Raw genomic sequence first — 15,464 nt, 5'->3', positions numbered from 1 at the left:
CCGTTGAAGTCCACGTCACCGCACAGCTTACCGTTATCGTCGCGGTTCATGCCGACATCGATCACGATGGCGCCCGGCTTGACCATATCGGCGGTCAGCGTATTGCGGCGGCCCACGGCGGCCACGACCACGTCGGCCTTGCGGGTGTGGTAGCCCAGGTCCGGGGTCGCACTATGGCAGATGGTGACGGTGGCATTCGCTTGCAAGAGCAGCAGGCCCATAGGCTTGCCCACGGTGTTCGAGCGGCCGATCACCACGGCGTGCTTGYCCTTCAGATTGATGCCGGTCGATTCGATCAGCTTCATGCAGCCGTATGGCGTGCAAGGACGGAAGCCTTCCAGGCCGGTCATCAGTTCGCCCGCGCTCAGCACGGAGTAGCCATCTACGTCTTTCGAAGTAGAGATGGCTTCGATCACCTTGTGCGGATTGATGTGCTTGGGCAGCGGCATCTGCACCAGGATGCCGTGGATGGTTGGGTCTTCGTTCAGGGCCGCGATGCGGTCCAGCAGCGCCTGTTCGGTCAGGTCTGCATCGTACTTCTCGAGCAGGGAATGGATGCCGACGTCGCCGCAGGCTTTCACCTTGTTGCGCACGTAGACGTGGCTGGCCGGGTCTTCGCCGACCAGGATCACGGCCAGGCCAGGCTGTTTGCCTTTGGCGGTGAGGGCAGCGGCGCGGGTAGCGATTTCGGCGCGCAGTTTTTGGGAGAGGGCGATTCCGTCGATCAGTTGTGCAGACATGATTTTGGTGGGTGGGATGTAAAACCGCCATTATAAAGCCGTCGCCCCCTCGGCGCGCCTGCGCTAAGATGTGTTCGGACATAACCAATACTAGGTTGCATTTTTAGCATCGGACCTCAATGCGGCGATCTTTGATGCTTTGCCTGGCTCTTTTGGCCGGGCCGGCGATGGCGATGGACGTGGTCATCTTCGACCGTCCCACCTCGCCGAACGACTTCCGGCGCGAATATGCACAGGCTCTATTGCGTACCGTCCTGAAACGCACTGAAGCCGAGTATGGCCCCTGGCGGCTGGAACTGGCCCCGGCCCACATGGAGCGGCGGCGCCTGTTTGCCGCGCTGCGGGAGGGCAAAATCATCAATGTCACGGCTTATCCCGTCAATGCGGAATGGGCCAGCACCCTCAAGATGGTGCCGGTGCCGATCGATATGGGCGTGCAGTCCTGGCGTATTGCCTTGATCGACAAGCGCAATCAGGCCCGGCTGCGCACCCTGAACGCGGCGCAGCTGAAGCAGATGCGGGCCGGTTCGGGCTCGGCCTGGGTCACGCTGACGTCGTTGCAGGATAACGGCTTCACCGTGGTCACCGGCGGCAATTACGATGGGCTGTTCGATATGCTGATGGCGGGACGCTTCGATTATTTCCCGCGCGGGGTCAATGAAATCTTCCGCGAGCTGGATACTCGGCGGCGCGACTATCCCAACCTGGCCGTGGAGGACAGCTTTCTGCTGCATGATCAGATCCCGTCCATGTTCATGGTGTCGCCGCACGCGCCGCACTTGCACGCGCGCCTGGCGGCGGGCATGGAGGCCATGGTGAGGGATGGCTCGCTTGAAAAGCTGGTGCTGCGCTTTCACGGCGCGGATCTCCAGCGCGCCTCGCTGTGCGGACGCAAACGGATCGAGCTGCCCAACCGGGAACTTGACCCGGCGCTGTACGAGCGCAAGGCGTTGTGGCTCGATCCTTTTGATCCGCGCCTCGGCTTTTGCCCTGTGTCGTCCTCCGGCCGCTGAGCTGCCAACTTTCCGGCGCATCGGTGTACCGGTCCGGCGGCCAGTACGGTTCTGGCGGAAGAATGGAAAAGTGTGCAGGGACTGTATTGGTTTGTCGGGATAGAGTATTGATAACAATACCTGTCCTGAGAGTCCTGCCATGTCTTCCGATCAGCTGCTTGCGTTTTGCGCTTTTGCGGTCATTACGACCATCACACCCGGACCGAATAATATGATGATGCTCGCGTCCGGACTGAATTTTGGGTTTGCGCGTTCGGTGCCGCATTTGATTGGCATCTGCTGCGGCGTGGCCATCATGGTGCTGGCCGTGGGGATGGGGCTCCATGTGGTGTTCGAGACTGTGCCGGTGTTACAGGTCGTGCTGAAGTATCTGGGCGCGGCATATCTGGCCTGGCTGGCATGGAAGCTGGCCAATGCGAAGCCGATGGGTGAGGGCAGCAAGGCAGTCGCGAAGCCGATGGGCTTTGTGGGCGCGGCGGCTTTCCAGTGGCTGAATCCAAAAGCGTGGATGATGGTCGTGAGCGCGGTCACGAACTATCTGCCGCACGGCTTCCATTTGCGCGATGTGCTGATCATTGCCGCGATCTTCATCGTGATCGGCTTGCCCTGCGTCGGCGCTTGGGCATCGTTCGGAGCCAATATGCAGCGCGTGCTGCGCGATCCGAAGTCGGTGCGCATCTTCAACCTGACGATGGCAGCGCTGCTGCTTGCCTCGCTTTATCCGGTGCTGGTGGAATAAAAAAACCGGCCCCGAAGGCCGGTCAAAACGCACCACTTATTCATGGAGATCGTACCCGTTACGGCGATGCCGATCCAATTACTAATTTGCGTTTTGCTATGCCGAATGGTGATAGCTCAGGCGGAGTGGGGCAGCTTTGCGGCGACTTCGCGCAGGGTGTCCAGCATGGCCTGGGCGCCCGGGGCAAGGCGGTGCTGGCGGCGCGTGATGATGCCGTAGACATCCATGCGCAAGCCCAGATCGAATGGCAGGACGGCGAGCTCGCCGAATTTGATATAAGGCTCGACCACCTGCTGCGGCAGTGGAACGATCATGTCGCTGCGGGCCAGCAGGCTGGTAATGACGGGCAGTGAGGCCGTTTCCACGGTTTCTGCCGGCTGGTCCAGGCCCTGCGAGAGGAACATCGAAGTAAGTCGGTCGCGCAGAATGCTGCCGCTGGGCGGCATGATCCACGACGCATGCGCCAGATCTTCCAGCGTCAGGTCCTTGCGGTCCGCCAGCGGATGGCCGCTGCGCGCAATCAGGTGATGCGGTTCATCGGTCAGCGGCTCGAAATTCAGTTCGTTGGCCGAATCGCTGTCGAGCACGCGGCCGATCATCATATCCAGCTCCCCGGCGCGAAGGCGCTGCAGCAGGATCTTGCTGGTATCGACGCTGATGGCCACGTGCAGGCGCGAGTGGCGCGATTTCAGCAAGGTCACGGCTTCCGGCAGCAGGCTGGTGGAAGGCGCCATCACAGCGCCGATCGATACGCGGCCCGACAGGCCAGCCAGCAACTCCATCACTTCCTGGTGCGCGGCGTCCATCTCCGCCAAAGCGGCGCCCGCGCGGCGGATCATCACTTCACCGTACCAGGTTGGCACGATGCCGCGTGCACGGCGTTCGAACAGCTGCACGCCCAGCGCGTATTCAAGTTCGGATAAAAGCTTGGAGGCGGCCGGCTGCGTAAGATTGGCCGCTTCGGCCGCATGAAGAATGGAACCGTGCCTTCCGAGTTCCACCAGCAGGACCATGTGACGGGTCTTCAGGTGGGTGCGAACAAAGCGGTCGGAATTGGCAAGGCTCATGGTTCTCCAGTTCTCGTCAGTCGTGATAGATCTGCGAGCGTCCGCCGTCGATCAGGATATCGGTGGCATTGATAAAGCGCGCCTCGTCGCTCGCAAGGAAGAGTGCAGTATAAGCGACTTCCCTCGGCTCGCCGATTCGGCGGCACGGCAGGATTTCGGTCTGGCGCGCGCGGTCCGCTTCACTTAGTCCCGCCAGCCAGTCCGCTACGCGCTCGGACATGATCAGGCCCGGTGAAATGGAGTTCACGCGGATGCCGCGTGCCGCATATTCGATGCCCAGCGATTTCGTCAGCCCGTTCAGCGCATGCTTGGCGACCGGGTAGGGGAAGCAGCCCGGAATGATCTTGCTGCCGTGGACCGAGGAGATGTTCACGATATTGCCGCGGCCCTGAGTCAGCATGCCCGGCAACACGGCGCGAATCGCATTCCAGGCGCCTTCCAGGTCGATGGACAGGCAGCGGCGCCACTGTTCCGGCGTCATTTGCAGCGGGTCCGCAAAAACGTCCACGCCCGCATTATTGATCAGGATATCGACGCGGCCGAAGCGCTCGATTGCCTTGTCGGCCAGCGCCTGCATGGCGAGGGGATCGGCCACGTCGGCTTGCACGAACAAGGCATTCTCTTCGCCCAGTTCGGCCACAATGGCTTCGGCGTGCTGGTCGTAAGCGTGGCTGTTGACCACAACGCGGGCGCCTTCTTCAACGAAGAGGCGGGCGATGGCCGCGCCGATGCCCTGCGAAGATCCGGTTACGATGGCTACTTTGCCTTTAAGTCGGTCAGTCATGGATTAGTGTCGCGCGCCGCGCGTTTTCAGTTGGTCAAACAGCACGGCAGCCAGCAGGATCAGGCCGCGCATCAGATATTGGTAGAACGCGTCCAYGTCCAGCAGATTCATCACGTTTTCCAGCGTACCCATGATCAGCACGCCGACCAGTACACCGAAGATGCGCGCCTTGCCGCCCTGGAGCGATACGCCGCCCAGCACGCAAGCCGAAATCACGTCCAGCTCGAAGCCTTGCGCCGCATTCGGCTGGCCGGAGGTGATGCGCGAGGACAGGATCAGGCCCGCTAGCGCAGTCACCACGCCTTGAATCAGGAAGATCCACACACGCAGACGCTCCACGTTCACACCGGCCAGGCGCGCCGCTTCCGGATTGCCGCCGATGGCCAGCGTGTTGCGGCCGAAGATGGTGTGATTCAGCAGCACGCCAAACATGATGAAGCACAGGGCGGTGACCAGCACCGGCAGCGGCATGCCGAACCAGCGTGTGTCGCCGAAGCTGATGAAGGTTTCGTTGGCGATGCCGACCGCCTGGCCTTTGGAGACGATGAAAGCCAGCCCGCGCACCATCAGCATGGTGGCCAGTGTGGCGATCAGCGCATTCACGCGCAGGTAGGCGATCAGTACGCCATTGCCCGCGCCGATCAGCGCACCGGCCAGCATGCCGCCGCCGACGGCCAGGAAAATGCTGCCGGTCGCTTCCAGAATCATGGCGCCCAGCACGCCGGCAAAGGCGATGGTGGAGCCGACCGACAGGTCAAAATCGCGCGAGGCCAGGCACATCATCATGGTGCAGGCCACCATGCCGATCTGCGCCACGGACAGCATCAGGCCGACGATGTTCGCCAGCGAGAGGAAATTCTCCACCGTGAACGCCAGCACCACGCACAGGATGGCGTACGCGATCGGCATGCTGTAATYGGCCAGCCATTTGCGCCGGTTGTTGGCAGGCGCGCTGGCCGCGCCGGTAGTTGAAGCGATGGACATCATGTAAAGCTCCTAATCAGGTCTGGTCTGGCAGCGCCAGGCGCAGGACAGCGGTTTCGTTGGCTTCGGCGCGCGGCAGTTCGCCGCTGATCCGGCCATCGCGCATGACCATCACGCGGTCGGCCACGCCGAGCACTTCGGGCAGGTCGCTGGAAATCACGATCACGCAGCAGCCTCGCTCCGCCACTTCGTAAATGATGCGGTAGATCTCGTTCTTGGCGCCGACGTCGATGCCGCGCGTGGGTTCGTCGAGGATCAGTACTTTCAGATCCGGCTCCGCCAGCCAGCGCGCCAGAATTGCCTTCTGCTGGTTGCCGCCACTGAGCAGGCGGATTTCCTGGTCACGGTGCGGCGTCTTGATGCGAAGGCGCTTGATGAAGTCATCGGCCAGCGCGGCTTCCTGCCGATGGCGCAGGAAGATGCCGCCTTTCAGGTTGGTACGGCGCACGCTGATATTGATGTTTTCCGACACCGAGGCTTCGGCCAGAATGCCTTGTTCCTTGCGGTCTTCCGGGCAGAGCACGATGCCGGCGGCAATCGCCGCGGCAGGTCCGCCGCGGCGCAGTTCCGTGCCATCCAGCTGGATCGAGGAGCCGTGCTGGCGATGATCGGCGCCGTAAAGCAGACGCATAAGCTCCGTGCGGCCCGCGCCGACCAGGCCAAAGAATCCCACGATCTCGCCGCGCCGTACGGAAAAGTCGTGGTGGCCTTGCAGGGTACGTCCGCCAAGGCCGCGTACGACGAGGCGTTCTTCGCCATGCTCGCGTGGACGGTAATCGTAGATGTCTTTCAACTCGCGTCCCACCATATTGGCGATCAGCGTTTCGCGCGGCACTTCCGCCATGACGGGATGCGTCACGATCTTGCGGCCATCGCGGAAGATGGTGCAGGCATCGCACAGCTCATACAGTTCTTCCAGACGGTGCGAAATGTAGATCATGGTGCGGCCAGCAGCGCGCAGCTCTTTGATCAGGCGGAACAGCACTTCGCTTTCGCGTGCCGACAGGCTGCTGGTCGGCTCGTCGAAGGCGATCACCTGCGCGTCCTGCATCAGGGCTTTGCAGATTTCGACCATCTGGCGCTGGGCGATCGACAGGTCGATCAGCTTCGCATCGGGATCGAGATCCACGCCCATTGCCGCCAGGCGGCCCGTCACCATCTTGTGTGCTTCGGCTTTGCGCACCAGGCCGAAACGCTGCGGCAGGCGGCCCAGCAGGATGTTTTCGGCGACCGTCAATTCAGGAACGTATTGCAGTTCCTGGTGAATCACGGCGATGCCCGCGTGGATGGCATCGGCAGCGGAATGGAAATGGCATTCGCGGCCATCCAGCAGCAGGCGGCCGCCATCCGGACGGTACTGGCCGCCGAGGATCTTGAGCAGGGTCGATTTCCCCGCGCCGTTCTCGCCCAGCAGGCCGTGCACGGCGCCCGCGTGGGCCTCGAAGCTGACGCCATCGAGCGCGCGCACGCCGGGAAATTGCTTCGACACCTGGTCGAATTGCAGAGAGCCTGACATTTCAGGGCCTTACAGTCCGAACTCGGTGCGCACCGCGGCCTGGTTGGCGCGGGTCATCAGCTGGCCGGTGGTCAGCACCTGCGCAGGCGGCTGCTTGTTGGCGACGATCCAGTCATACATATTCGCCGAGGTTTCGTAGCCGTGGCGTTTTGGGCTGATCAGCACCGTGCCGTAGAAGCCGGTCTGACCCGGCTTGGCAAATTCGTTCAGTGCCGCCTTGCTGCCGCCAATGCCTACGGCGACCATATTGTCGGCCTTGAAGCCGCGGCCTTCGCCGGCGCGGGTCGCGCCCAGCGCAGCTTCGTCGTTCAGGCCAAAGGCGACCCAGTGTTTGAACCTGGCGTTCTTGGTCAGCGCGATATTGGCGGCGTTGAAGGCGTTTTCGGTGTCGGTCTTGGCTTGTGGTGCATCGATGATGTTTGCGGCCGGGATGCCGGCGGCCTTCAGCGCATCGGCGGCGCCCATGGTACGGTCTTTGGCGGTTGGCAGCTGGTCGTAGGCGATGCGCAGCGCGCCCACTTCCTGCGGTTTCCAGCCGCGCTTCTTGATTTCTTCCGCCAGCGCCTTGCCGACTTGCTGGCCGATGTCGTAGCCGGAAATGCCCATATGCGGGATGGTCGGAATCGGCTTGCCTGCACCATCCACCAGCTGGTCATCGACCGAAATCACTTTGAGGTTGTTGCGCTTCGCAGCGCGGGCGATGGCGGTGCCCAGTTTCACATCCGGTGCGCAGATCACGAAGCCCTGTACTTTTTGCGCGGCCAGGTTATCGATGGCGGCCAGTGTCTTCTCACCATTCGGTACACCGATCTTCACCAGCGTGAAACCCTTGTCCTTTGCGGCTTGTTCGGCAAAACGCCATTCGTCCTGGAACCACGGCTCTTCCGCCTGTTTGACGAGGAAGCCGATCTTCACGGGTTCGGCGGCGTGGGCGAATCCCAAGGTACAGGCAATGGCTGCTGCGGCCAGCAGGTGGCGGCGGGTGATCAGTGTTTTCATGGTGTCTCTTATATGTTTTAGTGAGCGGTGTCGTCGAACAGGGCGTCCACAATACCCAGCGGTGCTTCGAGCTGGATGGTGAACAGGCTGCCCGCAAGTGGCATATCTTCGAGCTCTTCGCGGCTCATTTCTACACGTGCCGAAGTCACCATCAGCTGGTCCAGATTCGGTCCGCCGAAAGCAGGGCAGGTGGTGTTCTTGGCCGGGACGGAGAAGCTGCGCATCAGCGTGCCGTCCGGTGCATATTGCACGACGCGGCCCGCGCCCCACTGCGCGTTCCACAGGCAGCCGTTGCGGTCGATGGTGGAACCGTCCGGCCAGGCATCGGCCAGGTCGACTTCGACGAACAGCCGCACATTGGAGACGCTGGCCGATATTGCGTCGTAGTCGCACTGCATGATGCGGCGCGTGGTGGTGTCGGTGAAGTACATGGTCTTGCCATCGACGCTAAAGCAGATGCTGTTGGCGATGGCCACGGCGGGCAGCGCGAGGCGACGCAGTCCGCGCTTCATGGAGAACTGGTAGAAGCTGCCGATAGGGCGCTTCTCGGCCGCTTCGTTCAGGGTGCCGAAGACGTAGTTGCCGCTGCGGTCCGTGCGGCCGTCGTTGATGCGGGTGCGCGATTCGAGCGCATCGACCGGCACCACGGGCTTCACGGGATGCAGTTGCGGGCCGTTGTTGTCGATGCCGTTTGGTGCGCCGGCGAAGCAAAGCTGTTTGGCGAGGCCCAGCAGCAGCTTGCCCGATTTGCAGATGACCATGGAGCCGGTGCGGTCAGGCACACGATAGGCCGTGGCGCTGGCGCTGCCCGGCGTCCAGGCGTGCACCGTGGCGGATTCAATGTCGGTCCACAGCCAGCGGCCCGCGCGTTCGTCCCACAGCAGGCCTTCGCCCAGTTGCGCGCGCTGCTCGATGGCCAGCATCATCGACTGCTGCTTTTCCACTTGTGTCTCCATTATTGGTTTTTAATCAGCTTACAGAAAAGTGACATATCGGACTTATGTGTATTAAACGGAAACGTATGTCGATTTGATATAGCTATTTGCCGATTGTGAGTTTGTAGACGGGGATGACTTTGACGGCGGAGACGCCCGCCAATTGCGGCTGGCCGCCAAAGTCCGGCACCGCCTGCTCTGGCAGGTAGATCGGCGCATCGGCGCGCAGCGGCAGCACGGAGAGCTGCAGCGTGGCGTTGGACGCAATGCCGTTGCGTTTCAGGTCGAATTGCCAGCGCTGGCCGTTGTAGTACCAATCGTCCAGCATGCGCGTGCCGCTGAACAGGCGGGCGATGTCGCCGGTGAAGTCGATGTCCAGCAGCGCCGCATCGAGCTTGTCCAGTTTTCCGCCGCTTAGTTTTACTTCCCAGGCGGCGGCGTTGCGGAAGGCTTCGGGTATGGGCTGCATCGCGGCTTTGGCGTTGCCGCCGATTCGCGGCGCGGGCACCGGCGATGCGGCACGCAGCGGCGTGATGCTGGCTTGCAGCTGGACCGGCGATACGTCCGCCTCGTATTCCGTGAAGATGCCACTGCGCCCGGCGGCTTTCAGCGCGGCGCTTGCAGTGGCTGCCGCGTCCAGCGCAGGGAATACCGCCGCCTGGAAGTGCGGCTGATCCGGCGAGCGCAATTCGAGCTTGCCATCGGCGAAATAGGCCTGCTGCGCGCTCAGCACGAGCCGCCGCTGTCCCGCAAATTCGCCAACCGCCAGCTGCCCCACTTGTTCTGGACTCAGCACCACGACCGTGATCGCGCGTCCCTGCGGCTTGCGTAGCGTGAACGCCGCTGCGCTATCCGGCACAATGCCGTTGATGACAACGCGCTCGTTGCCGGCGCCGGAAGCGGATGTGGCGGCGATGTGGGCGCCGGGCGCATCAAGGTAAGGCGCTGCGGCGGGTTCGAGCGCCATTTCGACCGGGATACCGGTGGTGGCGGAGAAAACGTAGACGATGCCTTCTTTACCCGCATCCAGCCGCGCGACCGGCTGTGCGGTTGCGTAGTCAAGACGCGTGCCGTCGAGATCAAAGTTCACCGGCCAGATAAAGTAAGCGCCATCGGCGGCGTCGAATGGCTGGCTGGGGAAGCGCAATGCGCCGCTGGGCAGCTTGATGTCGAACTGCACGCCGCGCTGCACAGCCATGGGATACTGGCGCACGTGATTGTTGAAGAACACGAAAGCCTGGTCGCCTTTGCTGCGCAGCGACCAGCGCGGCGTCGACAGATCGCGCATCGACTCGGCCACCTGATCGGGCCTGCGCACGGTCATCGGCGCCAGGCGGCCGCCGAAGTCGCGCAGGAAGTAGTGGAAGGGACGCAGGCGCTCCAGCACGGGGCGCTGCTGGCCATCCGGGCCAAGCGGCGCGTTGAAGTCGTAGCTGATGGCGGGCGTATCGTTATAGCCGCCGCTCAGCGTGCTCTCTTCCATCGTGGTGCCGCCGAGACTCAGCGGATTGCGGCCGCCGTGGAACATGTAATAGCCGACCATATTCAGTCCGGAGCCCAGCTGCACCRGCAGCATGGACGCGATGTCGTCCGGTGATACCAGGGTGCGGCGGCGGTACATGGCGGGCAGCCCCGCGCCGTATTCCGCGCCGAGGAAAGGCGTGTCGGCCATGTCCGTTTCAGCAGTGCCGGTCTGCGAGGCGCGCGTTTGCGCACCGAGGTCGCCGCTGACGCGCGTGCCGAAGCGGAAGGCATAGGTTTCTTTGGGCGGCAGCGGCTTGGTGCTCGCGCTCCATGGCTCGTCTGGATAGCCGCCAAAGACCGGCGTTACTTCGCCCGATGGATACAGCGTGTGATCCCAACCCGTGACCGTATAGATCGGCACATCGAGGCCCGCCTGGATTGCCAGTTCTTTCAGCTTGCTGATGTGGCCTGCGCCCTGACCGGGACCGGCGAGGTTATATTCGTTCTCCAGCTGGACTGCGACCACCGGGCCGCCATCCTTCCACAACTGGCCTTTCAGCTGCGTGCCGATCTCGCGGTACAGGCGTTCAACGTAGTGCAGGTATTGCGGATCGTCGCGCCGCGTCGGCATGGCATTAACCACCCAGTCCGGCACGCCGCCGTATCGCACTTCGGCGTGCGCCCATGGGCCGGCGCGTACCACCACACCGAGGCCGGCCTTGCCGGCAAGCTGCACGAAACGGCGCAAGTCGCGGTTGCCTTGCCAGTCGAATTTTCCTTCCAGCTCTTCGTGGTGGCTCCAGATCACGTAGCTGGTCACCACTTCCACGCCGGCGGACTTCATCTTGCGCAGTTCCGCTTCCCAGGTCGAAGCGGGGCTGCGTGAGTAGTGGAATTCTCCTGCGACAGGCAACCAGGGCTGGCCGTTCCTCGTCAGATATTGATTGTTGATCCCGATGCGCTCACCGCGCGGCGAAATGCTGCTGCCGGTTTTGATGTAGCCGGTTTTCGGTTCGGCGGCGGGAGCGCTGGCATCGACGTGCAGCACGGCGGCATGCGCGCAGGCCGCCACTGCGCTCAGGACGGCCAGGGCGGCGCGGCGCATGCGCGGGGCGATCACTGGCGCCAGGCTTCGACGAAACGTTGCGCGCGCTTGCCAGCTTCGGCGGCGTCGATRCCCGGTGCATAAAGGGCGGAGCCAAGGCCGAAGCCTGCGGCGCCTGCTGCGCGGAACGGGCCCATATTATCCGGCGTGACGCCGCCCACCGGCAGCAGGCGCGTCTCCGCTGGCAGCACGGCACGCATGGCCTTCATGATGGTTGGCGTAATCAGTTCGGCGGGGAAGAGCTTCAGCGCATCGGCACCGGCGTGCAGGGCGGCGAAGGCTTCCGTCGGCGTGGCGACGCCTGGAACGCAAGCCATGCCGTTGGCTTTCGCGGCCTTGATCACGGCAACGTCGGCGTGCGGCATGACGATGATGCGGCCACCGGCGGCCTGCACTTCATCGACCGCGTTCACGCTGAGCACCGTACCTGCGCCCAGTACGGCATCTGCCGGCAAGGATTTGCTCAGGAGGCGAATGGATTCCAGCGCCTGCGGCGAGTTCAGTGGCACTTCGATGATGCGGAAGCCGGCGTTGTAGACGGCATGCGCGATGCCTTCCACTTCATGCGGCTGCACGCCGCGCAGAATGGCGACCAGCGGCAGGGCTTCGAAAGCGCGATCGAGGTCGGCGCGGATGTCGGTCATGTATTTGCTCCAGTGATCAGCCCTGCGCGGCGGGCCATGGCCCACAGGCCGGCGGGGGCCGTGTTCGGGAAATTGTGGTCGGCTTTGATGCCAAAGACTGCCAGGGCTTGTTCGTAGCGGGTGCACAGCGCAGGCTCGCCGATCAGGATCAGTGGGGCTTGCTGCAGACCGGCTTCTTCGCGCCAGGCGAGGCCGGCGCGCAGTTCGTGGCCGATCAGCAGGCCGGACATGTAATCCGCCAACGCGTCGCCAGGCAGCTTTTCGGTCAGTCCAAGCGTGCGGACGGCGAACAGCTGGTTGGCCAGGTTGGCGCTTGCGTTGTCGCGTGCAGCCTTGACGCCCTGGTCGAATGCTGCACGCGATGGCGCACTGGACGCGATCATCAGGCGGTTCAGCACGGAATGTTGGGACAGCAGGGCGAATAGTTCGCCGGTCATGTGGGTAGCGAAGGCGCGCACGGTGCCGTCGCGCAGCTGCGTCCACTTCGAGTGCGTGCCGGGCATGACGACACATGCTTGCGCCGCAAGTTGCGGATGCAGGGCCAGCGCGCCGGCGATCTGCGTTTCCTCGCCGCGCATCACATCCGGCGTGCCGTCATCCGGTGCATAGAGCAAACCGGGGATGATGGCCATTGGACGCGTGCCGCCGGCATGTTCAGCGGCCGGCGCCGGCGCAGAGATATTGCCGGCGGGTGGTGCAATGACAAGCGGTGGCAGCGGCGGAGCGAGCGCCAGGAGGTTGCCGACTTCGGCGGGGCAGGTGGCGTAAGGCACTTCGTGCCAGCCATGCTTGCTGCCCGCCATGCCGCACACGACCAATGGCAACTCTGGGGCCGCGGCAAGCCAGTCGCCGGCCAGCGTGTCGAGCGCGGCGCGGTAGGTGTCGGCCGAGCCGTTCATCGCCGTGCTGCCTTGCGCGCTGGCGCGCGTGTCGAGCACCGCACCGTCGGCGCCGATGAGGAACAAGCGCAGGCCAGTGGAGCCCCAGTCCGCGCCGACGAGTTGAGCCGAGCGGACCAGGCTGGCCACGCCCGCGTCAAGGGAGCGCGCGGTGGTAGCGTGGGACGCTGCCGGCAGCGGGTCTGCGGGCGTCACCATTCGGCCACGCTGCCGTCGGCGTGGCGCCACAGCGGGTTGCGCCAGTCGGGAGCGTTCTGGCTGGCGGCGATGACGCGCGCTTCGTCGACTTCCACGCCCAGGCCGGGCTTTGGCAGCGGGGAGAAGCAGCCGTCCGCGATGCGGAAGTCTTCTTTATTCATTACATAGTCCAGCAGCTCGGCGCCCTTGTTGTAGTGGATGCCCATGCTTTGCTCCTGCAGCACGGCGTTGTAAGACACGAAGTCCACCGCCAGGCAGGCCGCCAGCGCGACAGGGCCGAGCGGGCAGTGCGGCGCCAGCGTGACATCGTAGGCCTCTGCCATCGCAGCGATCTTGACGCATTCGGTGATGCCGCCGGCATGTGACAGGTCCGGCTGCAGGATCGACACGCCGCCGCGCTCCAGCACATGCTTGAATTCGAAGCGCGAGTACATGCGCTCGCCGGCCGCCAGCGGAATCGCGGTCATTTCGGCCAGGCGCGGATAGTATTCCGCCTGCTCGGCCAGCACCGGTTCTTCCACGAACAGTGGACGGAACGGCTCCAGTTCTTTCAGCAGCACGCGCGCCATCGGCGCCGATACGCGGCCGTGGAAGTCGATGCCGAATTCCACTTCGCCGCCAAAATGCTCGCGGATCTCGGCAATGCGGGCCACTGCCGCATCCACCGCTTTCGAATTGTCGATCAGGCCCAGCTCCTCGGTGCCATTCATTTTGAAGGTATGGATGCCGCCTTCGCGCAGCTTGTTCATCTGCTCGATGATGTCGCCGGGACGATCGCCGCCCACCCAGCTGTAAGCGCGCATGCGATCCCGCACGAGGCCACCCAGAAGCTGCCATACTGGGGCGTTCAGTGCCTTGCCCTTGATGTCCCACAGCGCCTGGTCGATGCCCGCGATGGCACTCATCAGGATGGCGCCGCCGCGGTAGAAGCTGCCGCGGTACATGGCTTGCCACAGGTCGTTGATGCGCAGCGGGTCCTGGCCAATCAGCAGTTCGGCGTATTCCTGCACCGCCGTTTCAACGGTGCGGGCGCGGCCCTCGATCACAGGTTCACCCCAGCCGACGATGCCCTCGTCGGTTTCAATTTTCACGAACATCCAGCGTGGCGGAACGCGGTAGGTGGTCACTTTGGTGATGCGCATGGGAGCCCTAAGCAATAGTTATCAGACAACTGAGAGTGTAGGGGAGTGAGCTAAGCCCGAAATATGAAACATCCCGACATAACTATATGAATCAGGAATATGTGAAAATTTACACAATTTTCAGCCATATCTCACAATATGAAACGATCTTCCGTAATTTGAAAAAGGCTGAATTCACTGATAGAATCATTCACACTTAGCCAAAGTCTTAGTAAATAATCACCAGCATAGTCCGGGCGCAAGCGGTCGGGCACTTAATCGATAGGAGACTAGATACATGTCAGCTCAACTTGACCAGGTCACGGCCCAAACCGCCAACGATCCTGATGCGCAAGAAACAAAGGAATGGCTGGAGGCACTTGAGGCAGTTCTGGAAAAAGAAGGTCCGGACCGCGCCCACTACCTGATGGAACGCCTGGTTGACCTGGCCCGCCGCCGTGGCGCCGACATTCCGTTCTCCGCGAACACCGCCTACGTCAACACCATCCCTGCTCACCTCGAAGCCCACTGCCCGGGCAACCTCGAATACGAAGAACGCCTGCGCTCCTGGATGCGCTGGAATGCCATGGCCATGGTCGTGAAGGCCAACCGCGCCGACGGCGACCTCGGTGGCCACCTGTCCTCGTTCGCTTCGCTGGCGAACATGCTGGGCATTGGCTTCAACCACTTCTGGAAAGCGGAAACCCCTGAACAGGGCGGCGACCTGCTGTACATCCAGGGCCACTCCTCGCCAGGTATCTACGCACGCGCCTTCCTGGAAGGCCGCCTGACCGAAGACCAGCTGCTGAACTTCCGCCGCGAAGTCGACGGCAAAGGCCTGTCCTCCTACCCGCACCCGAAACTGATGCCGGAATTCTGGCAGTTCCCGACCGTGTCGATGGGCCTTGGCCCGCTGATGGCGATCTACCAGGCGCGCTTCCTGAAGTACCTGCACGCACGCTCCATCGCCAACACCGAAGGCCGTAAAGTCTGGGCCTTCTGCGGTGACGGCGAGATGGACGAACCGGAATCGATGGGCGCAATCGGCATGGCCGCGCGCGAAAAGCTGGATAACCTGGTCATCGTCGTCAACTGTAACCTGCAGCGCCTGGACGGTCCGGTGCGCGGCAACGGCAAGATCATTCAAGAGCTGGAAGCGGACTTCCGCGGCGCCGGCTGGAACGTCGTCAAAGTCATCTGGGGCCCGGGTTGGGACAACCTGCTGGCCAAAGACAAGGAAGGCATCCTGCAGCGCG

The 15,464-nt window shown here is 63.0% G+C and carries 13 protein-coding genes and 1 pseudogene; 3 read left to right on the top strand and 11 right to left on the bottom strand.

The genetic code is table 11. The features are described 5' to 3' along the window. Nucleotides 1–740: bifunctional methylenetetrahydrofolate dehydrogenase/methenyltetrahydrofolate cyclohydrolase (locus AB4Z11_RS05755; protein ID WP_442023330.1), on the bottom strand; the 740-nt coding region annotated here is incomplete at its 3' end. A gap of 173 nt (nt 741–913) precedes the next feature. On the opposite strand from AB4Z11_RS05755, the gene AB4Z11_RS05750 reads away from it, so the two are divergent. Further along, nucleotides 914–1,753, top strand: a complete 840-nt coding sequence (locus AB4Z11_RS05750) for a hypothetical protein (RefSeq protein WP_442023329.1) — start codon at nt 914–916, stop codon at nt 1,751–1,753. Between the two features lie 139 nt (nt 1,754–1,892). Continuing rightward, nucleotides 1,893–2,492 (top strand): LysE family translocator, encoded by a 600-nt coding sequence (locus tag AB4Z11_RS05745; protein WP_442023327.1) that lies wholly within the window; start codon nt 1,893–1,895, stop codon nt 2,490–2,492. A gap of 116 nt (nt 2,493–2,608) precedes the next feature. Here AB4Z11_RS05745 and AB4Z11_RS05740 read toward each other — a convergent pair whose 3' ends face one another. From AB4Z11_RS05740 to dgoD, 10 genes are all read right to left on the bottom strand, one after another. Beyond that, the gene (locus AB4Z11_RS05740) at nt 2,609–3,559 is read right to left on the bottom strand and encodes a LysR substrate-binding domain-containing protein (protein WP_442023325.1); all 951 of its coding nucleotides are present in this window, start codon (nt 3,557–3,559) and stop codon (nt 2,609–2,611) included. Between the two features lie 16 nt (nt 3,560–3,575). Beyond that, nucleotides 3,576–4,343: an SDR family oxidoreductase gene (locus tag AB4Z11_RS05735; protein WP_442023323.1), complete on the bottom strand. Its 768-nt coding sequence runs from the start codon at nt 4,341–4,343 to the stop codon at nt 3,576–3,578. A gap of 3 nt (nt 4,344–4,346) precedes the next feature. Next, a complete protein-coding gene (araH, locus tag AB4Z11_RS05730) occupies nt 4,347–5,330 on the bottom strand; it encodes an L-arabinose ABC transporter permease AraH (protein WP_442023321.1) in 984 nt (327 codons plus the stop codon). A 13-nt stretch (nt 5,331–5,343) separates the two neighbouring features. Beyond that, nucleotides 5,344–6,843, bottom strand: coding sequence for an L-arabinose ABC transporter ATP-binding protein AraG (gene araG / locus AB4Z11_RS05725; RefSeq protein ID WP_442023319.1), 1,500 nt, complete (start codon nt 6,841–6,843; stop codon nt 5,344–5,346). Nucleotides 6,844–6,852: 9 nt separating this feature from the next. Then, entirely contained in the window at nt 6,853–7,842 is a 990-nt protein-coding gene (locus tag AB4Z11_RS05720; RefSeq protein WP_442023317.1) for an arabinose ABC transporter substrate-binding protein, read from the bottom strand. Nucleotides 7,843–7,859: 17 nt separating this feature from the next. Continuing rightward, complete coding sequence (locus tag AB4Z11_RS05715; protein ID WP_442023315.1) at nt 7,860–8,786, bottom strand: SMP-30/gluconolactonase/LRE family protein; 927 nt, start codon at nt 8,784–8,786, stop codon at nt 7,860–7,862. A gap of 94 nt (nt 8,787–8,880) precedes the next feature. Further along, nucleotides 8,881–11,361, bottom strand: a complete 2,481-nt coding sequence (locus AB4Z11_RS05710) for a beta-galactosidase (protein ID WP_442023313.1) — start codon at nt 11,359–11,361, stop codon at nt 8,881–8,883. Further along, complete coding sequence (locus tag AB4Z11_RS05705; protein WP_442023311.1) at nt 11,358–11,990, bottom strand: 2-dehydro-3-deoxy-6-phosphogalactonate aldolase; 633 nt, start codon at nt 11,988–11,990, stop codon at nt 11,358–11,360. Before AB4Z11_RS05705 ends, AB4Z11_RS05710 begins: the two co-directional genes overlap by 4 nt. Then, nucleotides 11,987–13,087, bottom strand: coding sequence for a 2-dehydro-3-deoxygalactonokinase (locus AB4Z11_RS05700; protein WP_442023309.1), 1,101 nt, complete (start codon nt 13,085–13,087; stop codon nt 11,987–11,989). Before AB4Z11_RS05700 ends, AB4Z11_RS05705 begins: the two co-directional genes overlap by 4 nt. Beyond that, nucleotides 13,081–14,229 carry a galactonate dehydratase gene (gene dgoD / locus AB4Z11_RS05695; RefSeq protein WP_442023307.1) on the bottom strand — a complete coding sequence of 383 codons (1,149 nt, stop codon included), beginning with the start codon at nt 14,227–14,229 and terminating at the stop codon, nt 13,081–13,083. Before dgoD ends, AB4Z11_RS05700 begins: the two co-directional genes overlap by 7 nt. Nucleotides 14,230–14,506: 277 nt before the next feature. Here dgoD and aceE point away from each other — a divergent pair. Then, nucleotides 14,507–15,464: pseudogene (gene aceE / locus AB4Z11_RS05690) on the top strand (pyruvate dehydrogenase (acetyl-transferring), homodimeric type); the annotation flags it as partial.

The organism is Pseudoduganella sp. RAF53_2, from assembly GCF_052113985.1.
GTDB lineage: Bacteria > Pseudomonadota > Gammaproteobacteria > Burkholderiales > Burkholderiaceae_D > Rugamonas.
Note: the sequence above shows the minus strand (reverse complement) of the source record. Positions and strands in the feature narration are given on the sequence as shown.

Excerpts from the sequence above, each read along its gene's own strand:
- AB4Z11_RS05740 (WP_442023325.1), bottom strand. The coding sequence starts at position 3,559 with ATGAGCCTTGCCAATTCCGACCGCTTTGTTCGCACCCACCTGAAGACC.
- dgoD (WP_442023307.1), bottom strand. The coding sequence starts at position 14,229 with ATGCGCATCACCAAAGTGACCACCTACCGCGTTCCGCCACGCTGGATG.
- AB4Z11_RS05720 (WP_442023317.1), bottom strand. The coding sequence starts at position 7,842 with ATGAAAACACTGATCACCCGCCGCCACCTGCTGGCCGCAGCAGCCATT.
- araG (WP_442023319.1), bottom strand. The coding sequence starts at position 6,843 with ATGTCAGGCTCTCTGCAATTCGACCAGGTGTCGAAGCAATTTCCCGGC.
- AB4Z11_RS05735 (WP_442023323.1), bottom strand. The coding sequence starts at position 4,343 with ATGACTGACCGACTTAAAGGCAAAGTAGCCATCGTAACCGGATCTTCG.
- AB4Z11_RS05700 (WP_442023309.1), bottom strand. The coding sequence starts at position 13,087 with ATGGTGACGCCCGCAGACCCGCTGCCGGCAGCGTCCCACGCTACCACC.
- AB4Z11_RS05750 (WP_442023329.1), top strand. The coding sequence starts at position 914 with ATGGACGTGGTCATCTTCGACCGTCCCACCTCGCCGAACGACTTCCGG.
- AB4Z11_RS05745 (WP_442023327.1), top strand. The coding sequence starts at position 1,893 with ATGTCTTCCGATCAGCTGCTTGCGTTTTGCGCTTTTGCGGTCATTACG.